A 13,661-nucleotide genomic window follows, 5' to 3' on the forward strand; every position below is an offset into this window, starting at 1 on the left:
CGGCCGGCCAGCGCGCGCAGCACCGCGGGCGGCTCGGTGTCCCGGCCGCGCAGCGCGGCGAGATCCAGCCGGCAGGCCACTGGCGCGGGGTGCCCCGCGGCCAGCGCCGCGTCGAACAGGTCCAGCCCCTCCGCGGCGGTGAGCGGTCGCATTCCTGAGGCGGCCAGACGGGCGGTCTGACGGCCGTCCAGCCGGCCGGCCATGCCGCGTTCCGTCTCCCACGCCCCCCAGGCCACCGACATCGCCGGGAGCCCGGCGACGGCCCGCCGTACGGCGAGCGCGTCCAGCGCGGCGTTGGCCGCCGCGTAGTTGCCCTGTCCGGCGGCGTCCATCAGCCCGGTCGTCGAGGAGAACAGCACGAACGCCCGCAGGTCGCGGTCGCGGGTCAGCTCGTGCAGGTGCCATGCGCCGTCCACCTTGGGCCGCAGCACCGCCGTCACCCGCTCCTCGTCGAGCGCCGGGATGGTGCCGTCGGCCAGTACTCCGGCCGCGTGCACCACGGCGGCGAGGGGACGCTGGGGCGGGACCTCGTCCAGCAGCGCGGCGAGCGCGGCGCGGTCGGCCACGTCGCAGGCGGCCACCGTCACCTCGGCGCCCAGCCCGGTCAGCTCCTCGCGCAGCTCGGCCGCGCCAGGCGCGTCGAGGCCGCGGCGACCGGTCAGCAGCAGGTGCCGTACCCCGTGCTCGGTGACCAGATGCCGGGCCAGCAGGGCGCCCAGGCCGCCGGTCCCTCCGGTGATCAGCGTGGTGCCCTCGGCCGGCCATGCCACACCGGCGTGATCCTCGGTTCGTGCGTCGGGGCGGCCGGCGTCCGGCGCCGCTTCGCCGGCGGGGTTCCCGGCGTCGAGGCGGGTCAGCCGGGGCACCCAGAGCCGGCCGGCGCGAACGGCGGCCTCGGGCTCTCCGGCGCGCAACGCGGCCGCGGCGGCCTCGTCGATCACAGAACGGTCCGGGTCCAGCTCGGGGTCCAGGTCGACCAGGACGATCCGTCCCTGGCTCTCCTCCCTGGCGGCCCGGGCCAGCCCCCAGACCGCCGCCTGCGCCACGTCCGGCGCCGCGCCGCCGATCGCGACCGCGCCTCTGGTCGCGATCACAAGGGTGTCCTCGGCGGAGGGCTCGGCGGCCAGCCAGCGCCGCACGCGCTCCAACGTGGCCACCACGCCGTGCCGTACCCGCTCCGGCGGGGATGCGGCCGCGGTGTCATCCCCGGCCGCGGTGTCGTCCAGGGTGGCGCTGTCATCCCAGGCGGCCACGTGCACCTCGGCCGCCGCGATGGCGTCCCGCGCGGCCGGCCCCTGCGCCGCGCCGTCGTCCGGCACGGCGTCGTCCTGCGCGGCCAGCGGCCGCCACTCCACCGCGTAGAGCGGGCGCGTCGCCGCCCCGCCGCCCGGGAGGTCGGCGGCGAGCGGGCGGGACTCGAGCGAGGTCACCGTGGCCAGAGGCCGGCCCGTCGCGTCGGCCAGGTCCAGCCGTACGGCTCCCGCTCCGGCGGTGTCGTCGGGGCGCAGGCGTACCCGTGCCGCGGCGGCGCCGGTGGCGTGCAGCTCGACCCCGCGCCAGGCGAACGGAACCACCGGCCGCCCGTGCTCGTGCCCGGCCTCGTCGGCCGGTCGGCCCCCGGTCGTCTCCGCGTCCACTTCGGGCAGCAGGCCCACCCGCAGCGCGGCATCCAGCAGCGCGGGGTGCGCGCCGTATCCGGTGGAGTCCACGCCCTCCGGCAGCGCGATCTCGGCGTAGAACTCCTCGCCGCGTCGCCAGGCGGCGCGCAGCGCGCGGAACGCCGGGCCGTACTCATAGCCGCGTTCGGCCAGCCGGTCGTCGAACCCGTCGACGTCCACGGGTTTCGCGTCCGGGGGCGGCCACGCGGTGAGGCCGGCGCCGTCGGCCGTGGCGGGGGCCAGAGTGCCCTGGGCGTGCCGGATCCAGCCTTCCCCGGCCGTCGAGTGGATCTCCACGGCGCGGCGGCCCCGATCGTCCGGCGCCCCCACGGCGACCTGGACGGCCATGCCGCCCGCGTCGCCTTCCCCGGTCCCCGCGGCGGGGATGACCAGCGGGGTCGTAAGGACGAGCTCGTCGAGCCGACCGCAGTCCACCTCGTCGCCGGCGCGGATCGCCAGCTCCACGAACCCGGTCCCGGGAAAGATCACGGTGCCGTTCATCGTGTGGTCGGCCAGCCAGGGCTGGGTACGCGGGGACAGCTGCCCGGTGAGGGTGACGGCGCCGTCCGGGTGGGTCACCGCGGCGGCGAGCAGCGGGTGCTCGACAGGCGCCTGACCGGCCGCCGACACGTCCCCCGCCCGGTGCGCCTCCAGCCAGAACCGGCGCCGCTGGAACGGGTAGGTGGGCAGGGCGACGGGACGGGGCGGGGTCTCGCGGTCGGCGAACCAGGCGGCCCAGTCCACGGTCACGCCGCCGGCCCAGGCTGCGCCGAGTGCGGCGCCGAAGTGCGCCACCTCGTCGCGGTCGCGGCGCAGCAGCGGCACCGCCGGGCTCGTGTGGCCGCCGTCGGCGAGGATCTCCTCGACCATGGGGGCGAGCTGTGCGTCCGGGCCGACCTCCAGGAAGCGGGTGACCCCGCGTCGCCGCATGGCCTGCACGCCGTCGGCGAAGCGGACCGGCCGGCGGACGTGCTCGACCCAGTAGCCGGGCTCGGTGACCTCTTCGCCGGCCAGGTCACCCGACAGGTTGGACACCAGCGGCAACTCCGGGCGCCGCAGCGTCAACCCGGCCACCACCTGCTCGAATTCGGCCAGCATCGGTTCCATCAACGGCGAGTGGAAGGCGTGTGACACCCGCAACGGCCGGGTCCGGTGCCCGTTCTTGCGCGCCCACTCCACCACCTGATCCACCTGGTCGGAAGCGCCGGAGACCACCACCGAACCCGGCCCGTTGACCGCGGCCACGGCCACCTGGCCGTAATCGGCCAGGACCGGCGCGACGTCCTGTTCGCCGCAGCCGATCGCCGCCATCGCACCACCGGACGGCAACCCCTGCATCAACCGGCCACGAGCAGCCACCAACCGGCACGCATCCGCCAACCCCAGAACACCGGCCACATGCGCCGCAGAGATCTCCCCCAGCGAATGCCCGGCCACAAAATCAGCCCGGACGCCGAACGACTCCAGCAACCGGTACAACGCCGTCTCCACCGCGAACAACCCCGCCTGGGCGAACACCGTCTGGTTCAGGGCGGCGGCCGTCTCGTCGGCCTGGGAGGTGGGCGCCAGGACCTCACGCAGGCCGAGCTTGGGCGACCCGCCGGACACGCCGGCCAGCTCGGCCGTCAGGAGGTCGGCCGCCTCGTCGAAGGCCCGGGCGAAGACCCCGAAGCGCGCGTACAAGCCGCGGCCCATGCCGAGCCGTTGCGCGCCCTGTCCGGAGAACACCAGGCCCAGCCGTCCGGTACGGGCCGCCTCGACGGCCACATCTGGCGGCGGCTCGCCCGCGGCCAGGCCGCGCAGCGCGGCGAGCAGGCCGTCCCGGTCGCCGGACACCAGCGCGGCCCGATGCGCCAGCGCCGCCCGGCGGGTCAGCGCCCACGCCACGTCCGCCATCTCGGCGTCGGCGCCCTCGGCGAGGAAACCGGCCAGCCGATCGGCCTGCGCGCGCAACGCCGCCTCGGACTTGGCCGACACCACCACCGGCATCACCGGGGACTGCGCGGCAGGGGCGGCCGTGCGGTCAGGGGATGAGGACTCCGCCGGGACGGCCTCGTCCGGCGCCTCCTCCAGGATGACGTGGGCGTTGGTGCCGCTGACCCCGAACGCGGAGACACCGGCGCGGCGCGGGTGGCCGTCCCGCGTCCATGGCCGGGACTCGGTCAGCAGCTCCACGGCGCCGGCGGACCAGTCCACCTCCCCGCTCGGCGCATCCACGTGCAGCGTCTTCGGGAGCGTGCCGTGCCGCATCGCCAGCACCATCTTGATGACCCCGGCGGCGCCGGACGCCGCCTGGGCGTGGCCGATGTTCGACTTCACCGACCCCAGCCACAGCGGTGATCGGCGGTCCTGGCCATAGGAGGCCAACAGCGCCTGCGCCTCGATCGGATCGCCCAGCCCGGTGCCGGATCCGTGCCCCTCCACGACGTCGACGTCCGACCGCGACAGCCCCGCCGCGGCCAGCGCGGCGGCGATCACCCGCTCCTGGGACGGACCGTTCGGCGCGGTCAGGCCGCTGCTGGCGCCGTCCTGGTTCACGGCGGAGCCGCGGATGACGGCCAGCACGGGGTGCCCGTGCCGCTGGGCGTCGGAGAGCCGTTCCAGCAGCAGCAGGCCGACCCCTTCTCCCCAGCCGACCCCGTCCGCGGCCGCGGCGAACGACTTGCAGCGGCCGTCCGGGGAGAGCACGCCCTGCCGGCCGGAGTCGACGAACAGCTCCGTGGTGGACAGCACGGTGGCGCCGCCGGCCAGCGCCAGCTCGCACTCGCCGCCGCGCAGCGCCTGCGCCGCCAGGTGCAGCGCCACCAGCGACGACGAACACGCGGTGTCCACGGTGACCGCGGGCCCCTCGAAGCCGTACAGGTAGGAGATGCGCCCGGACGCCACGCTGCGGTGGCTGCCGTGCGCGATGAATCCCTGCACGCCGCGAGGGATCCGGTCGCTCCGCGAGCCGTAGTCGCCGTACATCACTCCGACGAACACCCCGGTACGGCTGCCGCGCAGCGCCGTCGGGTCGATCCCCGCGCGCTCCACCGCCTCCCAGGTGGTCTCCAGCAGCAGCCGCTGCTGGGGGTCCATGGCGGTGGCCTCGTTGGGGCCGATGCCGAAGAACTCCGGCTCGAAGTCGGCCACATCGCGCAGGAAGCCGCCCTCGCGGGCATAGGTCTTGCCTGGTTTGCCGCGCTCCGGGTCGTAGATCGCGTCGATGTCCCAGCCGCGGTCGGCGGGCATGGGCGTGACCGCGTCCACCTCGTCGGTGACCAACCGCCACAGGTCCTCGGGCGCGGTCACCCCTCCGGGGTACCGGCAGGCCATGCCGACGATCGCGATCGGCGCCCCGCCGTCCGGGCCGACGCCCAGATCGCGCAGGCGATCCTCGGCGACGCGCAACCGCCGCCGGGATTCCCGCAGATCCGCCGTCGCTCTTTTCAGGTAATTGACAAGCTTCTCTTCGTTGTCCATTACCAACCTAGGATTAATAGGAGCGTTGAGCTCGCCAGGCTTGATGGTTCAGGAATAGTAGAAGCGTTCGCTCGCCGGGCTTGATGGTTCCACCCATTCGGCGCCGCCACCAAACTACGAAACGTTCGGAGTCCGACTAACCCCTAGCACCCCCTAAGACCAATTGTTGTCGGCCCGTATCAGTTCCCCTGCGCGCGCGGTGAGCGCCTTTCTGTCCACCTTGCGGTTGGCGTTGAGGGGAAGTTCGTCGAGGTGGTGATATCGCTTGGGCACCATGCCGTGCGGCAGCGTGCGGCGCAGCCGGTTGGCCAGCTCGACCGGCGGACGCGCCTCGCCGGTGTAGAACACCACGAGCTCCACGCCGGCCGCGCCGTCGACCCCTACCGCGGCCGCCTCGGCCACCCCGTCTCCGGCGGCCAGCAGCGCGTGCTCGATCTCCGCCGGCTCCACCCGCCAGCCCTGCACCTGCACCTGGGCGTCCCGCCGGCCCAGGTAGCACAGCTCGTCCCCTGGGAGCCGCCGCACCCGGTCGCCGGTGCGGTACCAGAGGTGCCCCTCGTGCTCCAGGAAGCGGCCCGCGCCGTCCTGCGGATCCAGGTACCCGGGGGTGAGCTGCGGCCCGGTGACGCACAGCTCCCCCTCCGCCTCCTCGGTCGGCCGGCCGTCCTCGGTGGCGAGCAGGATGCGGTGTCCGGGGTGCACGGCGCCGATCGGCACGACGCCGTTGGCCGCGACCTTCGCGGATCGTTCCGGCGACCAGCGGTGACCTGTGATGGTCACGGTCAGCTCGGTCGGCCCGTACAGGTTCTCCACCGTGGAGAACGGCGCCGCGCGGATCCAGTCCTCGACGTCCTGGCAGCGCAGCGCCTCTCCGGCGAAGAAGCTCCACCGCAGGCCCGGCAGCGTGTCCGGCCGCAGGGCGCCGAGCCTGCGGGCCAGGCTGATGCCGCTGGGCGTGGAGAACCACACGGTCACCCGGTGACGCTCCAGGAAGGCGGGCAGGTCGGCGTGGCCGCGCGGGGGCACCGGCACCGCCGCGGCCCCCGCGCCCCAGGCGCAGAACAGGTCGAAGATGGCGCAGTCGAAGGTCAGGTCGAAGGTCTGCGAGAAGGCGTCGTCGGGGCCGAAGTCGTAGCGTCCGTCCAGCACGCCGAAGTAGTGGTGCAGGTTGCCGTGGGTGAGCACCACGCCCTTGGGCCGGCCGGTCGAGCCGGAGGTGAACAGGATGTAGGCGCGGGCCTCGGGCGGCACCGCGAGCGGTTCGGCAGGCGCGTGCGCGGCCGCCACGGGAATCCCCCCTTCGCCGCCCCCCTGGGGCAGCAACGCCGCCCCGCGGTAACCGCGTTCCCGCAGCTCGGGCAGCAGGCCGGCGCCGCGCGCATCGGCGATCACGGCGGTGACGCCGGCCGCCGCGGCCATGCGCGCCGTCCGGTCGGGCGGGAAGCCGACGTGCAGCGGCACCACCGTCGCCCCGGCGTACAGCGCCGCGAGCACCCCGGCGTACGCCGTGGTCCCCTTCTCGGCGAGTACCCCTATCGGGCCCGTGACGCCGCTGTGGAGCAGTGACCCGGCCCAGGTGAGGGCGAGCTCGTGCAACTCCTCGAAGGTGACCGTGCGGTCGCCGAGGCGAAGCGCCGCACCGCGCGGCGCGGCGGCCAGTCCGCTCAGAAATCGCCCGTGGAGGTTCCGGTGAATATCTCCGCCCATTTCTTTCCCCCAGCGCGAGTTATTGAGGCATAATTAAAGGCATGTGGGACAAACAGTTTGAGGCGCTGCTGCGGCCCCGCCTTCCCTTGCTGTCTTCCGGCGATGTGCTCACCGCGGACACCGACCTCCGGGAATTCGGTCTGGATTCCATGGGCGCGGTGGAACTGTTGAGCGCACTGGAAGCCGACTACGCCGTACAGTTCGACGAGGAGGCGCTCGTCCTGGACACCTTCACCACTCCGGGGGCCTTGTGGGCGGCGCTCAGCGCGGCCCGTCCGACCCTCTGAGTCCGCCGGGTCACCCCGCCGCCGAGCCACGCTCCACACCGGCTTCTCCGCCGCGCGACGAGCGGGGCTCGGCATCGCGAGCCCCCGCGGCGAGGAGCGGCCGCTTCGGACCGACCGGCACCACCTCGAAATTCCGTGTGGTGGCCGGCACCCGGCCGAACAGGGCGTCCGGCCCGGCCACGCAGACCGTGCGCACTCCTTGGGCGCGCAACGCCTCGACCGTCCCCGGCCAGTGCATCTGCCGGACGAAGCCGTCCAGGAGCAGGTTCCGCACCTGCTGCCCGGTGGTCAGCAACGACCCGTCGTGGTCGGAGATCACCGGCAGCCGCGGCTCGGCGAACTCCAACTCGTCCAGAACCTCCTTCTCCGCGCGTTCCCGCAGCCGGGCGAAGGACGGGGAGTGCATCGGCGGCCGCATCGTGTACAGCGACAGCCCGCCCGCGGCGCGGATCGCCTTCTCCAGCTTCGGCAGATCGTCCGCCGAGAGCGTGACCATGAAGAAGTCCCTGTCCACGCGGCAGGCCACGTCCGCGACGCGGCCCCGCGCGGTCAGCTCGCCCAGCAGTTCCTCTGCCACCGCCGGATCCACCCGGACGAACGAGTGGGTGACCAGGCTCCGGTGTTCCCGGCTGAAGTAGTCCGCCACGCACCGGGCCAGCCGGGCGGTCACCCACACCGCGTCGGCGAAGCCCAGCGAGCCCACATAGGCGGCGGCCACCTTGCCCCCGAAGCTCGGCCCGGTGCACAGCCCCGGGCGGGCGGGCAGCGCCTCACGCTCGGCCCACTCGGCCAGAGCCAGGCAGGTGACCAGGAAGGCCACCTGGGCGTACTCGGAGTAGTCGCCGTCCGCGCGGCGGAACCGGTCCAGCACCGGGTAGCCGAGCGCCTCGTCGGCCTCGGCGAACAGCCGCCACGCCAGCGGCACCTCGGTGGCGAGCCGCTCGATGTCGGCGCATCCGGTCGGCCCCATCCCTGGAAAAACCATCGCGATCTCGTGGCTCAATGCGTTATCCACCAGGGCACGCTAACCGCGGCCGCCCGGACAGACCCACCCCTAGTACCCCTCATCGTGGTCCGACCGGCCCCACCATCCGCGCCCATCCCGGCGATCGTGTGCTCCAATGCGCCGGCGCTCACTCATGGCCGTCGTGCCTGCGCTGGACGTAGTGGAGCGCGTCCAGCAGTTCGGCCGAGCCCACCGGGCGGGAGCGGCGCCGCGCCACCAGCCCATCCAGCGGCAGCGCGCCGACGTCCGCCCAGCGCAGCGCCCCGTCGCCGTCGATGTGGCTGCGCGCCGCGCCCCGGTTGTCCGGGTGCACGCAGTAGGGGATGTCCAGGTAACCCAGCTTGAATGCGCGCAACAGCGCCCGGCCCACGTCCGGGTGCAGCTCCAGCGTGGCCTCGACCAGCCGCCGCGCCTCGGCGTACACCTGCGAGTCGGTACGGCTCGGCGGCGGCACGGCGGGCCGCGCCGCGCGCGCCACCGTGCCGGCCAGCTCCAGCGCGGCCACGTTCTCCTCGATCGTGGGGATGCGCTGGGACTCCGCCTCGGTTTTGACGATGAGCCGCTCCGCTCCGGTGCGCACGGCCAGCTCGGCGGCGCCGGTCAGCAGCGACGCGGCGCCACGCGGAGTCTCGGGGTAGACCCCCATGTACGCGTAGACGACCACGTGCCGGCGCACGCCGGCGAGGAACTCCTCGGCCAGCGCGCGCAACGCGAGCACCGCCTCGATGTCCTGCTCCAGGCTGGTCTGCTGGGCGTAGCTCAGCGAGATGTCCCGCAGACCGTGGGCCTGGAAGAACAGCCCCTCCAGAACGCTGATCGCGACGAGCTGGCCGGGCGGGCAGAGCTGGCCCAGCAGGCAGCCGCCGAAGGTCTCCAGGTGCGGTTCCCGCCCCGCCGCCCGCCCACGGGTGGCCAGCAGCTCGCAGCCGCGGGCCCAGTGGTCGACCGCCTGGTTCAGCGGGATCCGGCTGTAGGGCAGGCAGTAGGAGACCGGGCCGCCCTCGGTGGCGTCCAGGCCGACGTCCAGCAACGCCTCGAAGATCCTCCCGGGGTTGGCCGAACCGTGCCGCACCTGCACCGGGAAGGTGGTGTCCCGCACCCCGCGCAGCAACTCCTGGTTGGTCGCGAGGCCATGGCTGACCAGGGGGTACCCGTTGAGCGCGGCGCCGGAGACCAGCGCCGCGGCCGCCGAGTGCAGGTCGCCCACCCGGGTGTAGCTGTCCACGGTGATCGTCCCGGCCGTGGCCGCCCGGGCGCGTTTCGTCGCGAGCAGGCCGGCGCGCATGGTCGCCACGTCGCCGAACCCCATCCGGGGCTGCACCACCAGCTCGCCACTCGCGGCGGTGTCGGCCACGAAATCGCCGAATGCCGCGGCCATCGCGCGCTCAGCCTAACTGGAGCGGCGCCCGCGCCGCGGCGTCGTCCGCCGACCAGGCCACCGCGGCGGCCAGGGCCCTGAACTCCTCGAGGTCCTCCGGACCGCGATCGAAGACCCGGTCACACCCGGCGGCGGTGAGCTCGCCCGCGAGTCCTTCCTCCCGCCGCCCGGTCACCCCGAGGCGGCCGCCGATCACGATCGGGACGTCGGCCAGCTCCGGCCGGGCGCGCAGCTTGGGCACGACCCGCAGGCCCTCCCTGTACCCGTGCCCGTTGACGGTGCTGATCACCACGAGGTCGGGGCGCTGGTCCACGCACTCGGTGACCAGCAGATCGTCCGGGACGCACGGGCCGAGGTTCACCACGTCCAGCCCCTCCTCCTCGCAGACCAGCTGCAGGTAGACCAGGTTCCAGGTGTGGGAGTCGGATGCAACTCCGGTCACCAGGGCGCGCGGGCGGCCCTTGCGCGGGCTCGGGTTCGGGTCGGGCAGTGTACGGGTCACGTCAACTCCCTGTCGCGGCGTCGCTTGCGCGGGTCCCCGGATGGGTCCCGTCAACAGTGGCGAGGTAGGCCAGCAGCACTTCCCGGAACCGGTCGGGTTCCTCCAGGTGCGGGAGGTGGCTGGAGTTCTCGAGGATCTCCCAGCGGGAGTCCGGGATGAGGTCGTCGAACGGGCGGACGCACTCCGGGGTCGCCTCGTCGTGGCGCCCGGAGATGACCAGGGTCGGCACCTCGATGGACGGCAGCAGGTCCTCGACCGACCAGTCGCGCAGCGTGCCGACGACGTGGAACTCGGTCGGCCCGTTCATCGTGTAGTAGACGGTCGGGTTGTTGTGCATCTCCATGAAGGACGCCCGGTAGTCCGGCGGCCACGGGTTCACCAGGCACACGTACCGGTCGAAGAAGACGCGCATGGCATCGAAGTAGGCGCGGCTGTCGGTGGTGCCCGCGGCCTCGTGCCGGGCCAGCGTGTCCTGCACCTCGCGAGGGAGCGTGGCGCGCAGCCGTACCATCTCCGCCCGCCAGGTGGGCATCGAGGCCGGCGAGTTCGCGATGACCAGCCCGCGCAACCCGCGCGGGCGGGTCGCGGCGTGCGTGGCTCCCAGCATGCCGCCCCAGGAGTGGCCGAAGAGCAGGTAGCCGTCGGCCACGCCGAGCCGCTCGAGCAGGTTGTCCAGCTCGTCGAGGAACAGCCGCACGGTCCAGAAGTCCGCGCCCTTGTCCGGCAGGTGCGTGGAGCCGCCGTTGCCCAGCTGGTCGTAGTGGATCACCGGCCGGCCGGCGTCGCTCAGGGCGCACAGCGGCAGCAGGTAGTCGTGCGTGCTGCCGGGCCCGCCGTGCAGCACCACCAGTGGCACGCGCCCGCCGGACAGGTCACCGCTCACCCGGTACCAGGTGCGGTACTCCCCGAACGGCACGGTGCCCTTCGCCGTCGGCCGTCGGCTCATCTCAGCCAACCCGGTCACCGCAGGGCGCACTCGGCCACGCCGAGGTCCCGTATCGCACCGGCGTCATCGCCTGACTCGCCCGCGCGATCCGTCGCGACCAGGCGTTCCAGCCGGGGGACGAGCTCGGCCGGGGTGGGCTCGGTGAGCATCTCCCGGCGCAGCCGGTCGGCGGCGGCCCGCGGGCCGGGCTCGTGCACCAGCGCCGCCACCGCGTCCCGGAAGCCGCGTGCGTCGAGCTTCGGCGGCGGGATGTAGGCCCCGGCGCCGTAGTCGGCCAGCCGCTTGGCCTTCACCGGGGTGTCCCAGGTGTTCGCGATCATCAGCTGGGGCACCCCGTTGAGCAGCGCGGCGCTCAACGTGCCGGCCCCGCCGTGGTGCACCACCGCCGCGCAGGTCGGCATCAGCAGGTTCATCGGCACGAAGTCGACGATGCGCACGTTGTCCGGCACCTGTCCGAGGCGGGCGCGCTGTTCGGCGTCGAGCGTGGCCACCACCTCCACGTCCAGCTCGGCCGCCGCCCTCACCAGCTCGGCGGGACCCAACGTCCAGTCGTGCAGGAAGTCGCCGCCGGTCCCGCCCAGGGTGAAGCAGACGCGGGGGCGGCGGGGAGGCTCGGCCAGCCAGTCCGGCATCACCGAGCGGCCGTTGTACGGCAGCGTCCGCATGCCCACCACCGGCACCCCGACCGGCAGCCGCAGGCTCTGCGGCATCGTGGTGTCGATCGTGAGCCGCCCTGTGGTCACCTCCTCGGTGAACGGGCGGCCGTACCGCGCCAGGGTCAGGGTCAGCCATTCGCCCACCGGGTCCTCCCAGTGCGCCCGCGGCTGACGGGCACGCAGGTCCAGGAAGGTGCGGCGAGCGCTGCCCAGCACGTCGAGGCCCCACAGCGCCCGGGCGTGCACCGCCCCGCTCGCCTCGGCGGCGACCGCGCCGGCCAGCGTGAACGGCTCCCAGATCACCAGGTCCGGGCGCCATCGCCGGGCGAAGTCGACCAGCTCGTCCACCATCGCCGTGTTGTTGATGGCGGCCAGCAGCAGCGGCGCGATCACCATGTCGAAGTCCAGAGCCTGCTCCCAGGTGACCGGCTCGTCGCGGTCCTCGTGCACCTGGGGCGGCCCCATGGCCGCGGCCGGCCGCTCCCGCACCTCCTCCAGCTCCGGATCGGTGCCGACGGGGACCGCGGTCAGCCCCGAGGCGGTGATCGCGTCGGTCAGCGAGGGCTGGCTGGCCACCCGGACCTCGTGTCCGGCGGCGGCCAGCGCCCAGCCGAGCGGCACCAGGCAGTTGTAGTGCGAGGCGAGGGCGAACGAGGTCAGCAGGACACGCATCAGGTCTCTCCAAGCCCGAGCACGGGCAGCTCGACGGGGCCGCGCACCACGGGGGCGCGGCGCCGGTACACCGGCGCGCCGGACGGCCGCAGGTTCGGCCGTGCCTCGGCGAGAATCCGCAGCGCCACCTCGGCCTGCGCACGCACCAGCGGGGCGACCGGGAGGTGGTGGAGACCGCCGGCGAAGGCGAGCGGCTCCGGCTCGGCCTGCCGATCAAGACGGAAGTCGTCCGGCTCCGGGTGCCGGGCCCCGTCCCGGCCCGCGGCCGCGGTGATCATCACCAGGTGACTGCCCGCCGCCAAATCTGTCCCGGCCGGTGCGACGGGGGCCGCGGCCACCCGGATCTCCACCTGCACCGGCGGGTCGTACCGCAGCGTCTCCGCCACGGCCGCCGACGCCAGGTCCGGATCCCGGCACAGTGCCTGCCACCACTCGGGCTCGGCCAGCAGCGCGTGGACCGCGTTGCCCACCAGGTGCGCGGTGGCCGGGGCGGCGGCGGTGGACAGCAGCACCCGCACGGCCCGCTCGGCCGTGTCCGTCCCGTCCGGAGCCCCGGGTGCCCCGCCGAACAGCTCGTCGAGCCCGGCCACGGCCTCCTCTGTCCGGCGGACCAGGGCCAGCGGCTGGGCGGCGAGCAGGGTGTCCGGCAGCACCGCGGCGCCCGCGCAGCACTCCGCGTACCGTGGCAGCGCGGCGGCGGGAACCCCGAGCAACGCGCCGGTGGCGGCGGTCGCCACCGGCCAGGCGTAGTCGGCCATGAGATCGCCGCCGGTGACCCGGTCGAGGCGGGCCAGGCACTCCCGCTCGACGGTCTTGCGATGGGCGGCCAGCGCCTCCGGGTCCACCAGAGGCTCCCAGTGGGCGCGCAGCCGCAGGTGCTCGTCGGCCTCGGCGCCCGGCGTGCCGTACCCGTAGAAGGGCAGCGGCTGCTCGGCGGCCGGCGAGCCGTCCGGGCCCGACATCCGCCACCGCGGGTCCGCCAGGACCTCGGTGATCACCTCCGGGTCGGCGGTCACCCAGCTTCCGGTCCCGCTGTGGTAGATCGGGCCGCGCTCACGGATCTCGGCGTAGAGAGGGTAGGGATCGTCGGCACCGCGCAGGACCATGGCGTAAGGGTCGCCCAGGCTGCCCAGCACGCGCTGCATGGCGCGGGCGTTGAGCAAGCGCAGTCCCAATTCGTAATCGGCTGCCGGGTTGGCGCCTTCGGGCATGGTGCCTCCACCTAGCCGGCGATCGGATCGACGCTCGCCACGGTAGAGGCGGACGCTCCCCCTAGATCAACCTGGCTCAACCCCTAATGGACCTCTCCCCGGCCCGATGAACCACGTGGGGAAAGGGGCCGGGGCGGCCGGCGGAGGAGCCCGCGCACCTGCACCTGAGTGCACCT

General features: G+C 74.0%; 9 protein-coding genes. 1 reads left to right on the forward strand and 8 read right to left on the reverse strand.

Annotation, left to right across the window (positions count from 1 at the left end; translation table 11 throughout):
- On the reverse strand, positions 1-5,120 hold a 5,120-nt coding region (locus tag ABZU32_RS11055), incomplete at its 3' end, for a type I polyketide synthase (RefSeq protein ID WP_354920234.1).
- 153 nt (positions 5,121-5,273) lie between these two features.
- Positions 5,274-6,827: an AMP-binding protein gene (locus ABZU32_RS11060; RefSeq protein WP_354920237.1), complete on the reverse strand. Its 1,554-nt coding sequence runs from the start codon at positions 6,825-6,827 to the stop codon at positions 5,274-5,276.
- Between the two features lie 41 nt (positions 6,828-6,868).
- Between ABZU32_RS11060 and ABZU32_RS11065 the strand changes: the two genes are divergently transcribed.
- A complete protein-coding gene (locus ABZU32_RS11065; protein WP_354920240.1) occupies positions 6,869-7,114 on the forward strand; it encodes an acyl carrier protein in 246 nt (81 codons plus the stop codon).
- Positions 7,115-7,124: 10 nt separating this feature from the next.
- Here ABZU32_RS11065 and ABZU32_RS11070 read toward each other — a convergent pair whose 3' ends face one another.
- The 6 genes from ABZU32_RS11070 to ABZU32_RS11095 all read right to left on the reverse strand — a co-directional run bounded on the left by ABZU32_RS11070 (position 7,125) and on the right by ABZU32_RS11095 (position 13,485).
- Positions 7,125-8,129: an ACP S-malonyltransferase gene (locus ABZU32_RS11070; protein ID WP_354920243.1), complete on the reverse strand. Its 1,005-nt coding sequence runs from the start codon at positions 8,127-8,129 to the stop codon at positions 7,125-7,127.
- 118 nt (positions 8,130-8,247) lie between these two features.
- The gene (locus ABZU32_RS11075) at positions 8,248-9,498 is read right to left on the reverse strand and encodes a methylaspartate mutase (RefSeq protein WP_354920246.1); all 1,251 of its coding nucleotides are present in this window, start codon (positions 9,496-9,498) and stop codon (positions 8,248-8,250) included.
- A 7-nt stretch (positions 9,499-9,505) separates the two neighbouring features.
- Positions 9,506-10,000: a cobalamin B12-binding domain-containing protein gene (locus tag ABZU32_RS11080; RefSeq protein ID WP_354853573.1), complete on the reverse strand. Its 495-nt coding sequence runs from the start codon at positions 9,998-10,000 to the stop codon at positions 9,506-9,508.
- A gap of 1 nt (position 10,001) precedes the next feature.
- Entirely contained in the window at positions 10,002-10,946 is a 945-nt protein-coding gene (locus tag ABZU32_RS11085; protein WP_354920249.1) for a proline iminopeptidase-family hydrolase, read from the reverse strand.
- Between the two features lie 14 nt (positions 10,947-10,960).
- Positions 10,961-12,274 carry an activator-dependent family glycosyltransferase gene (locus ABZU32_RS11090; protein ID WP_354920252.1) on the reverse strand — a complete coding sequence of 438 codons (1,314 nt, stop codon included), beginning with the start codon at positions 12,272-12,274 and terminating at the stop codon, positions 10,961-10,963.
- Entirely contained in the window at positions 12,274-13,485 is a 1,212-nt protein-coding gene (locus tag ABZU32_RS11095) for a P450-derived glycosyltransferase activator (RefSeq protein ID WP_354920254.1), read from the reverse strand. The genes ABZU32_RS11090 and ABZU32_RS11095 overlap by 1 nt, the downstream gene beginning before the upstream one ends.
- Positions 13,486-13,661 lie beyond the last annotated feature (176 nt).

Origin of the sequence: Sphaerisporangium sp. NPDC005288 (assembly GCF_040607475.1) — a bacterium.
Lineage (GTDB): Bacteria > Actinomycetota > Actinomycetes > Streptosporangiales > Streptosporangiaceae > Sphaerisporangium > Sphaerisporangium rhizosphaerae.

Excerpts from the sequence above, each read along its gene's own strand:
- ABZU32_RS11095 (WP_354920254.1), bottom strand. The coding sequence starts at position 13,485 with ATGCCCGAAGGCGCCAACCCGGCAGCCGATTACGAATTGGGACTGCGC.
- ABZU32_RS11085 (WP_354920249.1), bottom strand. The coding sequence starts at position 10,946 with ATGAGCCGACGGCCGACGGCGAAGGGCACCGTGCCGTTCGGGGAGTAC.
- ABZU32_RS11060 (WP_354920237.1), bottom strand. The coding sequence starts at position 6,827 with ATGGGCGGAGATATTCACCGGAACCTCCACGGGCGATTTCTGAGCGGA.
- ABZU32_RS11090 (WP_354920252.1), bottom strand. The coding sequence starts at position 12,274 with ATGCGTGTCCTGCTGACCTCGTTCGCCCTCGCCTCGCACTACAACTGC.
- ABZU32_RS11075 (WP_354920246.1), bottom strand. The coding sequence starts at position 9,498 with ATGGCCGCGGCATTCGGCGATTTCGTGGCCGACACCGCCGCGAGTGGC.
- ABZU32_RS11065 (WP_354920240.1), top strand. The coding sequence starts at position 6,869 with ATGTGGGACAAACAGTTTGAGGCGCTGCTGCGGCCCCGCCTTCCCTTG.